This is a genomic window from Hymenobacter sp. NBH84 (assembly GCF_014217645.1).
GTDB lineage: Bacteria > Bacteroidota > Bacteroidia > Cytophagales > Hymenobacteraceae > Hymenobacter > Hymenobacter profundi.
This window is the reverse complement of the sequence record NZ_CP043644.1, coordinates 1,888,827-1,902,484: the sequence shown is the minus strand read 5'-3', so window position 1 is coordinate 1,902,484 and position 13,658 is coordinate 1,888,827. Positions and strand designations below refer to the sequence as shown.

Here is a 13,658-nt window from a genome sequence, read left to right as displayed (position 1 = left end):
GAACTACCGGGGCCCCTTAGTGGTGCCCACGGCGCCTGATACCCTGCTCGTGACCAAAGGAGACGTGTTTCGCTCGGGAACAGGCCTGTGGCAAGTGCTGGAGGCCGGTAGCGTGAGCACCGCGCCAGTGGCAGGACCGCAGTGGCGGCAGCTGCTGGATTTTCCTGAGTTGGGCTACCAGGACGGGGGCATATATTCCCTACCAGTTCCAGCAAGTGAAGCGCAATTGGGCCTACTGGATAGGCCAGCAGCGTTGGCTGTCGTTGCGCGACATGGAGGCCTACGCGGTGCCGACTGCCGGCCCAAACTGGAGGCTATTATTCGATTGTGCCGTGTCCGTTGGTCGGATTGAGGTGCTATCTGCCTTCGACGGCCGTCGTCGGTACTACGATAGTTTCTACCTGGCCCAACAACAGGCAGCGGCAGGGGATGTAATCACGTTTGGCGGCGGCGAGTTTGGCTCTACCACCGATGATGTGCTGTTCGAGAAAAGCCTGCACGTCCGCCTTTCGTGTACCACCGTGTGGACCGTGCGCAATGCATACGTGCATACCGGTTCGTATGCGGCCCGTACGGTGACCATCGAAGGCGGGACGCTCAAGGAGCTCGTCAATTGGTACGGCCCGATTGACGGCGCGACGCTGGTGCTGCGCAATTTGCGCCACGAGGGCAACATTATCCATAATGGCTTTCAGAACGCCAGCCAGCTCGGCCTCTACGCCTACGTGCTGAATAACGTGCAGGCGTACGCGCCCGCGAACACCATCTATTTTGAGTCCAGAGCGCGTAATATATAACAACTACAACCGTTGTGCACAGCTCACGCTACGCAACAACACGCGCATTGAGACGGTCAACACACCTGTATTTGCCTGGGTAAGTACGCCCGCAACAGTTGATAAGCAATATAACCTCATCCGGTAGCACAATTGCGAACTGGTTTGTCAGGATACCAGTGTGCAGCTCGTTTCAGTACCCACGGACACGGTAGCTGTATTTCTACAATGTGCGCTACCGCGGCCAATGGCAGTCGGGGCTGGCCAGTGAGGTGGCCTATCAGAATACCAACACCGGAGGCGAGAGTAATGCGGGCACCCCGACCGACCTGAGCGCCTATGAAACGGCCGCCCAGGCAGCCGCAAAGTACGAAGTAGAGACCCCGCACAACCACCGTAGTAACGTTCGCCAAGCACGCCGAATACGCGCCCGTGAACACCACCTTCACAGTGGACGTGACGGGGGCGAAAGTAGGGCGGGTGGTGCGGATCAAATTAGGCGTTAGCGCTACGGAGCCTGCCATACCCGGCGCTGGCTTTACCAAGCTAACCAGCGCCGTATTCACGGCGGGAGAAGGGCATGTGTATTCGTTTTGCGTGGCGGCCGACAGCACGATCGACTACTATATAACCGTACTGGGATGAGCCTAAGAAGAATGTTTTTTGCGGGGCTGGCAGCATCAACCCTGACGCCCGCCATGTCCTCCCCACAAAAGGTTGTAAAAGATGGGCTTATTGGCCACTATGAGCTACCCAGCCAGAACGCAACAAGCGCAGGTGGTACGCTGACGTAGCGCAATTCCATACTAAATACGTCTATGCCCGCGCTAAGCGGAGCGGGGGCGCTAGTGACAAAAAACAGCGAAACGTATGTTGAGCTGGTGAACGGTGCGCAACTGGTGGGGGCACTTGCCTACGACATAGGTTTTCCCCTCACCATTATAGCCTTGCTGGATTGCGACATAAACACCTACTCAAAAGCGAGTTACGACGTTAGTTTCATCCGTGCAATTAGTTCCTACCAGGATAATCTGGCCTTGATGATTTATACCGGACTTGGTGGCAGTAGTACCGCCTGAAGATATACGCAGGCTCTGGCTACGGAGAAGGCTCATCTGTTCGAGGGAGAGGTAAAATGGTGCTGTATGCTACGCTAGGCGGTGGGGGTACTGCTGGCTCTCTCTCCGCCAATAAAGACCAATTAACACAGTTTACCAGCAACGCCTACCCATTGCCTATCAAGACATTTGAATTAGGCAGGTATGGTACCGTAGCGTTTCGCGAAGTGCTGGTCTATAACCGTACGCTATCAGTGGAAGAAGAAGTGAAAATGAAATCCTACTTACTGTAAAATAATGCTTGTAGCCTACCATAACCAACCCGTTGAGGTGGACGTAATCGATTACACGCGCAGCGCCACCACTTACCAGCAGGTCGCCTGCAATGAGAAGTTTGCTATATACCATCATCCAGATGGTTCCAGTACCGTTCGTATGCCGCTATCACTGGACGCGTATGCTGCCCATGCAGACGGCACGAAAGCAGAACGCTTAGAACACGTGAAGCGTAGCGATATTCTTATTGCATAAAGAAGCCGCGCCGTGGACCCCGAAACCGGTGTCATGCGCTACCGGCAGCTCACGAGCACGACGGCTATCAACTATGTTACTGGCGAAACCGAGGCGCTGCCCCTACTGGAAAATGGCTTAGGCGACTGGCCGGGTTATTTAGAGGAAAAGCCGGAGCCGCTGATGCTCCAACCGTTTTTTCCTGCGCAAGCTGTTTGACCAGCTATTGCGGCCCTTCTGCGAGCAATATATACGCGACGCTGATGCGGAGCCCAGCCGATTTAAGTAATGCTCGAACTGCCCGCTATCGTTTTTCTCTTACTGCTGGCTGCTGTGCTGGGTATGCTCAGCTACCTGGCTTGGAAGTTCTTTGTCCGCAATTAAAACTTTATTACTCACAATAGGTTTGGTTAGATCAGATAGGCATACGTCTTGGCTAGTGCACTTATTTATACGCTCATACCCCTATGGCCCTCTATACCTTCCGAACCCGAGCGGGCCGCCTGCTGCAGCGGGCTCTTTTGCGCAATCGCCACTTTACACTCATATCAAATGACTGCTGGGGAGCAGAAGTATATAAGTTTTATAATCTGCTGTGGAATACACCCTGTATCGGCCTGTATCTAGTAGCCGAAGATTATCTGCGCTTGCTTGAAAACCCTCAGCGCTACTTGGATGGAAACGTCGTGTTCGTGGCAGTATCGCGCCATGAAGCCGTCAACCAACACCGCGCAATCAAGCCGCATCCGATCGGACTGGTGGGAGGAGATGTAGAAATTCAATTCCTGCATTATCACTCAGAGCAAGAAGCCCGCGAGAAGTGGGCACGGCGCTGCGCTCGCATTGTGTGGGATAATTTAATTGCGAAGTTTGACGGTAGCAAGGACGGCGCTACAGCAGAGCTTGTACAGCAATTCGACCAGTTGCCTTATCCGAAGAAGCTTACCCTGCTGAAAGAGTCGCAAGAAGGAATTAAGTCCGCTGTAGTTGTGCCGCATTATACCACCGATGGTCTGTTGCAGTTTGCAGTATCTATGCAGGCATTTGATCTCACAACTTGGTTGAATACAGGTAAGCTTCGCACAGGCAGCCTATATAAAATAGCTAGAAAGCTGCTCGTATTAGAATAGGGGCTTAGGAAGCAAAACTAATTAGAGGGGCTGTTGACGAAGCAATTTAAGTAAGAGTTTGTACAGGTCTTCGTGGCGATGATTGAAGCGAAACTCGGCCTCTTTCAAGTGTAGTAAAAACGTATGGTTGGGCACGCCCTTGAAGCGTTGCAGATGGGCTTTGGCAAAGCTCCAAAATGATTCAATCCCGTTGATATGCGAGGCTCCCTGGACAAACTCGTTCTGCCCATGATGCACCCGAAAATGACGGTCGTAGCCCACGTCCACCAAGCCATCATAGCCGCGCCAGCCATCGGTGTTGACCATCGCCGTGACATCAATCTTACCCCGAATAATAGCTTGCAGGGTCTTTTTCGAGCAATCCGGGACGATTTCCGTGTATACCTGAGCCCCGCGTTTGAACAGGCCAAAGACAATGGTTTTACCCCCCGCTCCCCGGCCCCGTTTGCCGCGTACGCGCCGCGGGCCGAAGTAGCTCTCGTCCAGTTCGACGGCCCCGTCCAGGTCAGCCGGCACCGGGCTGCAAGCTAGCAGCCGGTGGCGCAGGCGCAGGTATATGTCGTTGACCGCGCGTACGCTCAGACCCGTCAGCCGGGCCGCGTCCGAAGCCGTCAAATCCAGCGCGAAAAGACGCAACAAGTAGCGAAATTTGACCTCGGAAATTTTGCTGCACTTATAATAGCGGTTAGTTTGCTGCATAACAGGAAGTTATGCCCCATTCCTCGCTTTTTGCTTCCTAAGCCCCTAGAATAATAGAAGGTAGCACAAAGCGGCCATTCTCCTAGCCGCCTGCTTTGTAAGCAGGCGGCTTTTTTGTGTCCTTTTTGCCAGCCTCCGCTACCGGCAGTTTTGCATCACTTCTTACCTAAAGTGATGCGAATCAATACCCTTCTATCTGCTATGCTGCATGGTGCGTTCCTGCTGGAAGGAGCGGCCATGCAAACCTTTAATGTCCTGGCCGTGCAGGTGCTCACCGGGCAGCTCCAGGCTTCGAGCTTCGAGAACGAGGACAAGAAAGAGCCGGTAGCCGCCTGCTACGCCCTCACCCCGCACGACGCGGGCCTGGGCATTATCGGCTACGGTGCGCTCAATGAGGTGGCCGCCGGCTCGGTAGCCATCCATACCATTGCCGGCGTGATGCTGCCCGAGGACTCGTGGTTCACCGGCATGGGCACACGCACCATTGGCCAGCGCATCCAAGCGGCCGACGCGCACGAGAACATCATCGGCCACGTGGCCGTGTGGTGCACACCCGGTGGCAGCACCATAGGCCTGGAGTCGTTCGCCAACATCATTGCCGGCACACAGAAGCCCTTGTGAGCTACGCTGAGCAGATGTGCTCAGCTGGCTACTGGGCCGGCTCCAGCGCCAACGGCGGCATCGTCGTCGGCGGCCGCACGGCCATGATCGGTAGCATCGGTACCAAGACCGAGTTCCTGGACTTCAGAGGCTTCTACGAGAAGCTGGGCATCAAGCAGGTAGGGGCCAATGCCACGGCCTCCACCAACAAGAATGCCGCCTTCGATCAGCTCATTGCCGGCAACGCCGAACCGATCCAGCAGGAGCTACTGGATCCACTGAACGAGGTGCTCCTGAGCACCGTGCGCGCCAACCGCGCCGGCAAGACGGTCTGGGCGACGTACTCGGCACGCTCGACGACGCCGTGAACCTGGTTGCGCAGCTGGCAGAGGAAGCCGGCACCACCGGCACCAGTTTGGTCCAATCCGCCACCATTTCAACTACTAATACCGTGTCGCTTTTCAGCAAGAAAAAACAACGTGACGCTGGGCGCAGCTATGTTCGCCGTGGTCGCCCAAGAAACCGTGACGGCCGAAGCCGCTGCCGCTGCTAACTAGGAACTGGTTGCCGCTGGCATCACTGGCGCTGCCCTCATCACCGAGGCCCAGAGCAAACCTATGAGACTGCCCGGCAGCTCACCACCGCTCAGGCCACCATCAAGGCCAACAACGATGCCCCCGCCGCTGCCGGCGCCACGGATATCGCCGCCCTAGTAGCACAGCGCGACGACTTCGAAGCCAAGGCCAAGGAGTACGGTGCCATGAAGGGCGATACGGCCACCAGCGCCGTGCGCAAAGACGGTAAGAGCGATGTGGAGACGCCCGATGTCGACGCCAGCCAGAAGCTGATCGACGAGCTGCCCCACAACCAGGCCCTGGACAACAACCCGCTGTTCGCGGCCGCCAATTAGGCGCGCCAGGCCTCCCGCATCATTGCTTTCAACTGCTTCATTTTTAACTCTCTATACGAGTACTGCAATGACTATTGCGAATATTATCACCGAGTTGGGGGCGTACTACCTCAACAACGGGCAGAACGCTACCCGCCTGGTGCAGCTGCTGTTCCGTCCGGCCGTGACGTCGCTGCTGTTCACGCCGGCGCGTGACCGACGACACCATCTACCAAGCCTCGCAGACGCGCCTGGGCGGCATCCTGCAGCCCTTACACAAGAACTGGACGCCGCTGGGTGCCCTGGAGGCGCTGCCCATCGTCATCAAGAACTTCCGCCTGAAGGCCGACCTGGAGGAGACGCCGGACGATCTGGAGGCCACGTGGCTGGGTTTCCTGGCCGGTGACGGCCTGGACCGCAAGACCTAGCCCTTCGTGCGCTGGTTCATTGAGGTGCACGCCTTGCCCCAGATCCAGGAGACTACGAGCTGAACGAAGTATACCTGGGTGTGCGCGTGGAGCCCAACGGCCAAGCCCCCGGCGCTGCTGGCACGGCTGTGGACGGCATTCGCAAGCAGATCAACGACTTTGCCGGCGCTGGCCGCACCGAGCCGATGATTCTGGGTACCATCCCCACCGACCCGAAAGCGTTCTGCGACTACGTGGAGTCGATGGCTCACCAGACGGTGAAGCGCTACCGCAACGTGCCCATGTTCATGAACATGAACGAGGACGCTGGCCAACAGCGTGCTGAATGAGCAAACCTACCAGGATGTCATTTACGCGGTGAAAAAGGCAGCGGCCGAGCGCGAACTGGCCCTGCTGCAGGAGAAAGGGGGCGTGGAGTCGGCCGAGTACGCCAAGGCCACTGCTGCCAAGCTGAAGGAAGAGGCGGCCTATATCACCAAGAAAAAAGCCCTAGATAACGAGCTGGTGAAGTTTGAGATGCTGGTAGGGGCTGCCAAGAACCTACTCACCACCGAGGAAGTAGCGTTTCTGGGCGAAGCCTTCGGCAAGAAGAGCGGTATCTACAAAGCGGCCATTGCCGCGCAGAAGGCGGTGGCCATTGCGTAAATTGGTATTGGGCTGAGCAAGCAGTTTGCGACCAACGCCGAGGCCGGCGCCAAGATTTCGGCACTGTTCCCGCCGGCTTCCATTGGCCTGGGTACCGCCTACACGATTGGCGCAAACGCGGCCTCGACGGTGAGTGCCGGCGTCGCGACGGCCAAGGTGCTGGGCTTTCGCACCGGTGGCGCCACCAGTGCTGCTGGCATGGGGCGTGAGGTAGGGCTGCAGGTAGGCAGCAACGGCAAGCTGGTCGACTCCGATGGTTTCGCCGTCGCCGGCGTGGTACACGAGAACGAGTACGTCATCCCAGCCTGGCTGCGGCAGGATCCGCAAGTGATCCAGATGGAGCAGTATCTGGGGGCCCGCCGGGTGCGCGGCTACCTGGATGGTGGGCCTACCTCGGACGACGTGGTACTGGCAGCGCCGAGCACCGTAGCAAGAGAGCAGGGCCACCTCGTGCAGCTGCTCACCGACCTACTCACTGAGCAGCGCCGGCAAAACGAGCAGATGACGACTTGGGTGCGTGAGCTGCAGGTAGTGAACAATCTTTACGAATTCGACAAAGACTACGATACCTATAAGAAGGTAAATCAACAGAATGGTATCCGTAGCTGAGTAGGTGTTCAAAACAAAGTTCTCTATTGAAAACGATTTAAACTCTCACGAACTCCCGTTTCAAGTGCTATCAGCAGTAACCATTACGTGGTGAAAGTGCTTGTATTACCTACCTACATAAGCTGGTAAAAGAAAATTAATGTCGAATTAGATGATTTGGCCCTTTTCTGAGTAAGAGGAAATATTAATCAAATAGCTGTCTATTAGACTCTTGAATGGATGGTTATGAGCTTAGCAAGCCTAAAATTTGATTCATTATTATTGTGTTACCTTTGTGTTAAAAAAGAGATAAAATCTTTTTACAAATTATCCTTTACTCGTAACGTTTAGTAGATAGCTACTATTTTGTTTACGCTAATTAGTAAAATAGGATAATTTATAGAAAGTATAACTGCTCTCATATGTCGGAAATGAAATTAAAAATTAGAGTTAATACTAATTATATAGTAAACGTTCTCGCATTTATAGCAATGCTGCTAATAATTATGGGGATTGTAGTTGCTATTTTACTTACATATACTCCGTATAAAACTGCATTAGGAATAATTCCATTTTTTAATATGGATTTAGAGTCAACAATAACGTCATATTATTCCTCGTTTATTTTATTGTTTAGTGCTACAATTCTATCGTTTATTGCGCAGGAGTGCAAGAGTATAGAGAATAGTTATTGGCGACATTGGTATGGCTTATCAATAGGATTTTTATTTTTATCTATAGATGAAAGCGCAAGTATTCATGAGTTTTTAGCAAATGTACCTCTGCATTATTTAAATATTAGTGCCAGAATAAATTTTTCGATTGCTATTTTAGGGTTCATAGCCACATTGATTTTACTTTTATTTTATTTTAAGTTTCTGTTGTATTTGCCTGCTAAGACAAGGAATAGATTTATTATAGCAGGTGCAATGTATGTGTCAGCTGCTTTTGGAGCAGAACTAATAGGAGGGTTTATTAGTTTGTATTCAAAAAATTTGGATGCTGGTATTTATCTTGTTGAGGTAGTTATAGAGGAGTCATTTGAAATAGTTAGTATAGTGTTATTTATAAAATATTTATTTTTATACATAGAAGAGAACCTAATAAACACTATGTCTATTTTTTCTTCATTGCCTGAACGGATCAATAGTGAGATGGCTGCAAAAAAATAATTATGCAGGTTCTACTACTCATCAGTATTGAGAAGTACTGTGTATGTGTTGCCTATATATGCTGTACTCACCCGTGCGGTACCTATTGTGTAGTAGTAGAATTAGTTAGGTACTACAGCCAAAACGACTTGCATCATCTCAATATATTAGGTAGTACAAGCAGCAATTAAATAGAAGACATAACGTGTGCTAAGTGTATTGCGCTTGCTCACGCGCAATATAGCATATTAACTATATTAAGTATGCAAGGAAGACAAAAATACAAGTTGGCGTTAATTATTAACTATTTTGGTGAGTTTCCGCCTTATTTTAGTTATTTTTTACAATCATGTGGATATAATACGGAAATAGATTTTATTATTTTTACAGATGCCGATTATTGTCATTATCAACAATATGACAATATTATTTTTATTTCGTCGAGCCTTAGTAATTTTAATAGATTATCTAGTAAGAAGATTGGACTACATATCAACATCAAATCTTCGTATAAGATATGTGATTTTAAACCAATGTATGGTCTTATTTATGAAGATTATTTACGCCAATATAGTCATTGGGGGTATTGTGATATTGATATTATTTTTGGTGATTTATCAAAATGTATAACTCCTGATTTACTTCATAAGTATGATATAATATCTAGCCATCATCAGTATATGTCTGGTGCATTTTCTGTTTATAAAAATACAAAAAATGCTACTATGTTATTTACAAAAAGTAAAGATTTAAAAAAGGTTCTGTTGGAAGACGAGGTGTTCTTATTCGATGAAGCTAGTAATGTAATTGATAAATTATGGTTAGGGTATAATTTGTCTGACTTTGTTAGTGAAGTCGAAAGTATGTCACATATTATTTCTAGTTCTGATAAACATAATTTGTCTGTGAAATATGCAAATATTATCACAGAAAAATTACAAAGCAAAGTGATATGGAAAGATGGATGTTTGATAGATGATGGGAATGAATTGAGTATTTTTCACTTTTTGATATATAAATCTAGTATTTATTTTCATATAGATAAATTTACAAATAAACGTGAATATGCTTTCATGCAATATGGAATATTTTTGAATTCTGTATACAGTTATACTGTTTGCTGGTTTATATCTATACTCAATAACTTCAGAAAAAAGGTTAGGAATAAACTCATTAGGGTTATAAAGATAAAAAATAAGTAACTCGTCATCCATGTTCATGAATGGAGCATGCTTTGTCTTATAAAATGGTACACTGAGCGCATACTAATTTCGTCTAATATCAAGCATGTGGGGTGTGAATACGCGTCACCACTTGGTATTAGTAACAGTAATAACATCTCTGCGCTTCAACAAGGATTTCGAAGTATAGCTATCCTCTCGTACCTGAAGCCAGAGAGAGTCAAGTAGCTGGTGTATTCCTACTGATGAAGTGTAATGTTTGTATCCAAAAAACGGTCGAATATTGGAGGGCTTTTCAGACCCTGCTCACGCCTACAAAAACGCGGTTTTTTGGAGGCGTTTTTCTTACCGTTTTTTGGAGGTGTCTTAACTATCCAATAAAGAAGTGATTGTTGGAAGGATTTTTGGAAGTGTTGAATAAATCATTACAACGTTTAAATATTGAGGATGGTAGTAACTCTTACAACGCTAGAATCTAGTGCTCAAAACATAGAAAAATCTGCATATACAGGTAGTGATTCAGAGCCAAAAAAGTACGCATACATTGACGCATTGAGGGGCGTCGCTGCACTGGGCATTATAGTGCACCACGTTCCTAGGGCGTATTTAAGCGATAAGATTAACGCCTTCCTGCTTATGGGCGCAGGCGGTGTTCCGCTTTTCTTTATGCTAAGTGCTTTTACGCTATTCTTATCTTACTATAATAGAAAAAATACTAATGAAAAGAATCCTATATGTAACTTTTACCTGCGCCGGTTTTTTCGGATTGCCCCACTGTTTTATGTGCTGGTTCTCGTATCCTTGCTGCTGAATGGTACTGGACTGCAAAATCCGAATGATCCCAGTTCAAAAGTAGGACTGTTAGCTATTGTTGCTAACCTCACTTTCACGTTGGGGCTGCATCCTTATTGGATTAGCTCTATTGTGCATAATGGCTGGTCTATTGGCACAGAAATGCTGTTTTACCTATTTGTTCCTTTGTTATACCGCTGGGTAAAAAGTGTCTACCATGCAATGTGGTTTTTAGTGTTCGGGTTAATCTTTGCGAAAGCGACTATATTCTCTGTGGCCCATATTATACCACGGTTTGTATCGGCTGAGATGACGAAAAGTGGTTTATGGAACGCGTTTCTTTACCAGTTTTTTCCGTCACAGGTACCCATTTTCGCGCTTGGTATTCTTTTGTATTTTCTTATTAGGGCGTATCAAAACTCTGCTCTGGACGATCAGTTATTGAATAGGCGCAGATTAGCATGGCCGATTCTTACTCTATTCGCGTTGCTATTTATCAACGGGCCGTTGCAGACGTTTTCGACGGATGGAATAATTCCTTCGTTTATATCGACCTATACGCTACTATATATGCCCTTCATCTTCGCGCTGTTCCTAAATCCAGTGAAACTTGTAGTAAATAAGGTTATGATTTACTTAGGTAAAGTAAGTTATAGTCTTTACCTAACGCATGCATTAGTCATCATTTTCTTAGAGAATGTGTTACCTCCATTTATTTTAGGGCGAGGCTTGTTGAATTATGCGTTATTTTTAGGTATGACACTGCTTATCACGGTATTACTGTCAACGCTTACCTACTTCTTTATTGAAAAGCCAGGACAGGTTTGGGGGCAGCGTATTATCAGAAAAATAGAAGGTTAATTGCGATGAGAGTGGCTATCTACGCTCGTGTGAGCACGCGTGATAAGGGCCAAGACACCGAGAACCAGCTGCGTGAGCTGCGGGGCTTTGCTGAGCGCCTCGGCTATTCTGTATATAAAGAGTACACCGACCAGGAGTCTAAAGCCAAGGCCGACTGGCCAGCCTTCAAGCAACTCTTCCAGGATGCTCACCAGCGCCGTTTCGATGTGGTACTACTTCGGGCTCTGGACCGATTCAGTAGGGAAGGAGTAGCCGAGACGCTGGGCTACCTGCAAAACCTATCCGTTTCGGGTGTGCAGTTCAAGAGCTTCACCGAGCAGTACCTAGATAACACTGGGATATTTAAGGATGCTATCATCAGTATCCTGGCTACCATTGCCAAGCAGGAGCGCGTGCGCCTGAGCGAACGAACCAAAGCAGGCTTGGCGAAGACGTTAGCGAAGGGCACTGTACTTGGTGCCCCGACGAAAAGTATTAGTATTATTGAGCAGGTACAAGCCCTAAAAGCCACTGGCGTTTCCAATCAAACGATACAAAAACCTTGCAAATTTCCCCCAATACAGTGGCTAAATATATCAAAAATGAGGGTGTTATGCCACCTATTTGAGGGTAAAAGTGCCCTACAATGCTGCAAAGCATATGTGATGCTTCCGGTTGGAGTGCCTTTTTTGGACCCTGCTACAATGGATTATACTGAATCGCCTCATACGCCGCGTTTTCATGTTTCATGTGTAACCAAGCTATCCCACTGGGGGCTCCTTACGCCACTTGGCAGGCCGTCTTGCGGTAGGCCTGCACCAGCTCGCTCCTGCTCGTCGATGTCCAGGTAGCAGTTGAAACTCTTCTCGGTGGTGTGGCCCGTGGCCAGCATCTGTACCCTGGCGCGGAAAGGTCAATGCCTATGTATACTAGCTTGCTACCCCGTAGCAAGCTAGTATACATAGGCATTGACCTCGTCCCGTAAAACTGGGCCACGCTAAAGTAGAGCAATCAGGCACTTGTCGTACCTTAAAACCAAGAGACAATTGCCATGAAGAAGACCAAGTTTACCGAGGCGCAAATCGTGTTTGCGCTCCGCTAGGCCGACACCGGCGTGGCCGTCGCGGAGGTGTGCCGGAAGATGGGCATCAGCGAGGCAACCTACTACAACTGGAAGAAGAAATAAGGCGGGCTGAGCGTGCCCGAGCTACGCCGGCTGAAGCAGTTAGAAGAAGAGAATCTGCACCTGAAACAACTTGTGGCCGACCTGAGCCTGGACAAGCAGATGCTGCAGGACGTACTCAAAAAAAAGTTCTGAGGCCCCAAGCAGCGTCGACCCGCGGCTCAGCACCTAATCGACGCCTACCGCATCTCCGCTCGTCGTGCCTGTCGGGTGTTGGTGTTGCAGCGCTCCAGCTGGTCCTACAAAGCTCACCGCCGCGACGACACCGTGCTGCGCCAACGGTTGCGGGAGTTGGCGCACGTGCGTATCCGCTACAGTTGTCAACGCCTGTTCACGTTGCTACGTCGCGAAGGCTGGGCAGACAACCATAAGCGCGTTCATCGGCTGTACTGCCTGGAGGGCTTGAACTTACGCAGTAAACGACCTAAGCGCAGTCGGGCCGCCGCCCACCGGTTAGAGCGGGTCGCACTCCAGCGTCCACATCAAAGCTGGAGCATAGATTTTGTGGCGGATAACCTCTTTGACGGCCGTAAAATCCGGGCCTTAACAATAGTCGATAACTTTAGTCGTCAATGCCTGGCCATTCACGTTGGGCAATCGCTTAAGGGCGAAGACGTCGTAGCCGTCATGACCCGCTTACAGCAGCAATTGGGCGTCGTACCCGAGCGCATTCAGGTCGACAATGGCAGTGAGTTTATCAGCAAGGCGCTCGACCGCTGGGCCTATGACCAGCACGTCACGCTGGACTTCTCCCGACCGGCTAAACCGACCGATAACCCGTATAGTAAGTCGTTTAACAGTAGCTTCCGGGAGGAGTGTCTAAACGTGCACTGGTTTCTGGCGCTGGCTGACGCCCAGAAGAAAATCGAGCACTGGCGGCAGGAGTACAAAGGCTTCCGACCGCACAGTTCGCTACAAAATTCAACACCTGATCAAGTAGTGGCTGCTGCCACTACGGTCGAGCTTCAGAATACCTGATCCTCCCCTTTCGAGCGGTCCGATAAATAGGAGGAGGTCAAAGTTACGCCTTTCTTTACTCACCACTAGCACTCGATTAGGGGAAGCGTACAAATATAACGGCAAACCAAAAAGGCTAGCAGAATTGAGAACAAGGCTAAATCAGAAAATTGGATGCCTCCTCTAAATGCGATTCGCCTCGTAAATAAAAAACGGCCTTTCCTGCTCAGA

At 49.7% G+C, this 13,658-nt stretch carries 18 protein-coding genes and 1 pseudogene; 18 read left to right on the top strand and 1 reads right to left on the bottom strand.

Annotated features, from left to right (window positions below; translation table 11 throughout):
* The first annotated feature begins 215 nt into the window (after window positions 1-215).
* The 6 genes from F1C16_RS08015 to F1C16_RS07990 all read left to right on the top strand — a co-directional run bounded on the left by F1C16_RS08015 (window position 216) and on the right by F1C16_RS07990 (window position 3,474).
* Window positions 216-797 carry a hypothetical protein gene (locus F1C16_RS08015; protein WP_185283798.1) on the top strand — a complete coding sequence of 194 codons (582 nt, stop codon included), beginning with the start codon at window positions 216-218 and terminating at the stop codon, window positions 795-797.
* Between the two features lie 411 nt (window positions 798-1,208).
* Window positions 1,209-1,421 carry a hypothetical protein gene (locus F1C16_RS08010; protein WP_185283797.1) on the top strand — a complete coding sequence of 71 codons (213 nt, stop codon included), beginning with the start codon at window positions 1,209-1,211 and terminating at the stop codon, window positions 1,419-1,421.
* A 173-nt stretch (window positions 1,422-1,594) separates the two neighbouring features.
* The gene (locus F1C16_RS08005; RefSeq protein ID WP_185283796.1) at window positions 1,595-1,855 is read left to right on the top strand and encodes a hypothetical protein; all 261 of its coding nucleotides are present in this window, start codon (window positions 1,595-1,597) and stop codon (window positions 1,853-1,855) included.
* A 276-nt stretch (window positions 1,856-2,131) separates the two neighbouring features.
* Window positions 2,132-2,365, top strand: coding sequence for a hypothetical protein (locus tag F1C16_RS08000; protein ID WP_185283795.1), 234 nt, complete (start codon window positions 2,132-2,134; stop codon window positions 2,363-2,365).
* Between the two features lie 12 nt (window positions 2,366-2,377).
* Complete coding sequence (locus F1C16_RS07995; RefSeq protein ID WP_185283794.1) at window positions 2,378-2,563, top strand: hypothetical protein; 186 nt, start codon at window positions 2,378-2,380, stop codon at window positions 2,561-2,563.
* Between the two features lie 248 nt (window positions 2,564-2,811).
* Window positions 2,812-3,474 (top strand): DUF1919 domain-containing protein, encoded by a 663-nt coding sequence (locus F1C16_RS07990; protein WP_185283793.1) that lies wholly within the window; start codon window positions 2,812-2,814, stop codon window positions 3,472-3,474.
* 21 nt (window positions 3,475-3,495) lie between these two features.
* Here F1C16_RS07990 and F1C16_RS07985 read toward each other — a convergent pair whose 3' ends face one another.
* Window positions 3,496-4,173: an IS1595 family transposase gene (locus tag F1C16_RS07985; protein ID WP_185281262.1), complete on the bottom strand. Its 678-nt coding sequence runs from the start codon at window positions 4,171-4,173 to the stop codon at window positions 3,496-3,498.
* A 201-nt stretch (window positions 4,174-4,374) separates the two neighbouring features.
* Here F1C16_RS07985 and F1C16_RS07980 point away from each other — a divergent pair, with 201 nt between their 5' ends.
* From F1C16_RS07980 to F1C16_RS07925, 12 genes and pseudogenes are all read left to right on the top strand, one after another.
* Window positions 4,375-4,794 (top strand): hypothetical protein, encoded by a 420-nt coding sequence (locus F1C16_RS07980; protein ID WP_185283792.1) that lies wholly within the window; start codon window positions 4,375-4,377, stop codon window positions 4,792-4,794.
* Between the two features lie 14 nt (window positions 4,795-4,808).
* Window positions 4,809-5,141, top strand: coding sequence for a S49 family peptidase (locus F1C16_RS07975; protein WP_258049114.1), 333 nt, complete (start codon window positions 4,809-4,811; stop codon window positions 5,139-5,141).
* A gap of 392 nt (window positions 5,142-5,533) precedes the next feature.
* Entirely contained in the window at window positions 5,534-5,683 is a 150-nt protein-coding gene (locus tag F1C16_RS07970; protein WP_185283790.1) for a hypothetical protein, read from the top strand.
* A gap of 191 nt (window positions 5,684-5,874) precedes the next feature.
* Window positions 5,875-6,090 carry a hypothetical protein gene (locus tag F1C16_RS07965; protein WP_185283789.1) on the top strand — a complete coding sequence of 72 codons (216 nt, stop codon included), beginning with the start codon at window positions 5,875-5,877 and terminating at the stop codon, window positions 6,088-6,090.
* Between the two features lie 86 nt (window positions 6,091-6,176).
* Window positions 6,177-6,419 (top strand): hypothetical protein, encoded by a 243-nt coding sequence (locus F1C16_RS07960; protein ID WP_185283788.1) that lies wholly within the window; start codon window positions 6,177-6,179, stop codon window positions 6,417-6,419.
* A complete protein-coding gene (locus F1C16_RS07955) occupies window positions 6,409-6,735 on the top strand; it encodes a hypothetical protein (RefSeq protein WP_185283787.1) in 327 nt (108 codons plus the stop codon). Before F1C16_RS07960 ends, F1C16_RS07955 begins: the two co-directional genes overlap by 11 nt.
* A gap of 129 nt (window positions 6,736-6,864) precedes the next feature.
* Complete coding sequence (locus F1C16_RS07950; RefSeq protein WP_185283786.1) at window positions 6,865-7,344, top strand: hypothetical protein; 480 nt, start codon at window positions 6,865-6,867, stop codon at window positions 7,342-7,344.
* 401 nt (window positions 7,345-7,745) lie between these two features.
* Complete coding sequence (locus tag F1C16_RS07945) at window positions 7,746-8,495, top strand: hypothetical protein (RefSeq protein ID WP_185283785.1); 750 nt, start codon at window positions 7,746-7,748, stop codon at window positions 8,493-8,495.
* 242 nt (window positions 8,496-8,737) lie between these two features.
* Complete coding sequence (locus F1C16_RS07940) at window positions 8,738-9,676, top strand: DUF6625 family protein (protein ID WP_185283784.1); 939 nt, start codon at window positions 8,738-8,740, stop codon at window positions 9,674-9,676.
* Window positions 9,677-10,102: 426 nt separating this feature from the next.
* Window positions 10,103-11,308 (top strand): acyltransferase, encoded by a 1,206-nt coding sequence (locus F1C16_RS07935; RefSeq protein WP_185283783.1) that lies wholly within the window; start codon window positions 10,103-10,105, stop codon window positions 11,306-11,308.
* Between the two features lie 5 nt (window positions 11,309-11,313).
* Window positions 11,314-12,138: a recombinase family protein gene (locus tag F1C16_RS23335; RefSeq protein WP_185284263.1), complete on the top strand. Its 825-nt coding sequence runs from the start codon at window positions 11,314-11,316 to the stop codon at window positions 12,136-12,138.
* A gap of 200 nt (window positions 12,139-12,338) precedes the next feature.
* A pseudogene (locus tag F1C16_RS07925) lies at window positions 12,339-13,448 on the top strand (IS3 family transposase).
* Window positions 13,449-13,658: the final 210 nt, after the last annotated feature.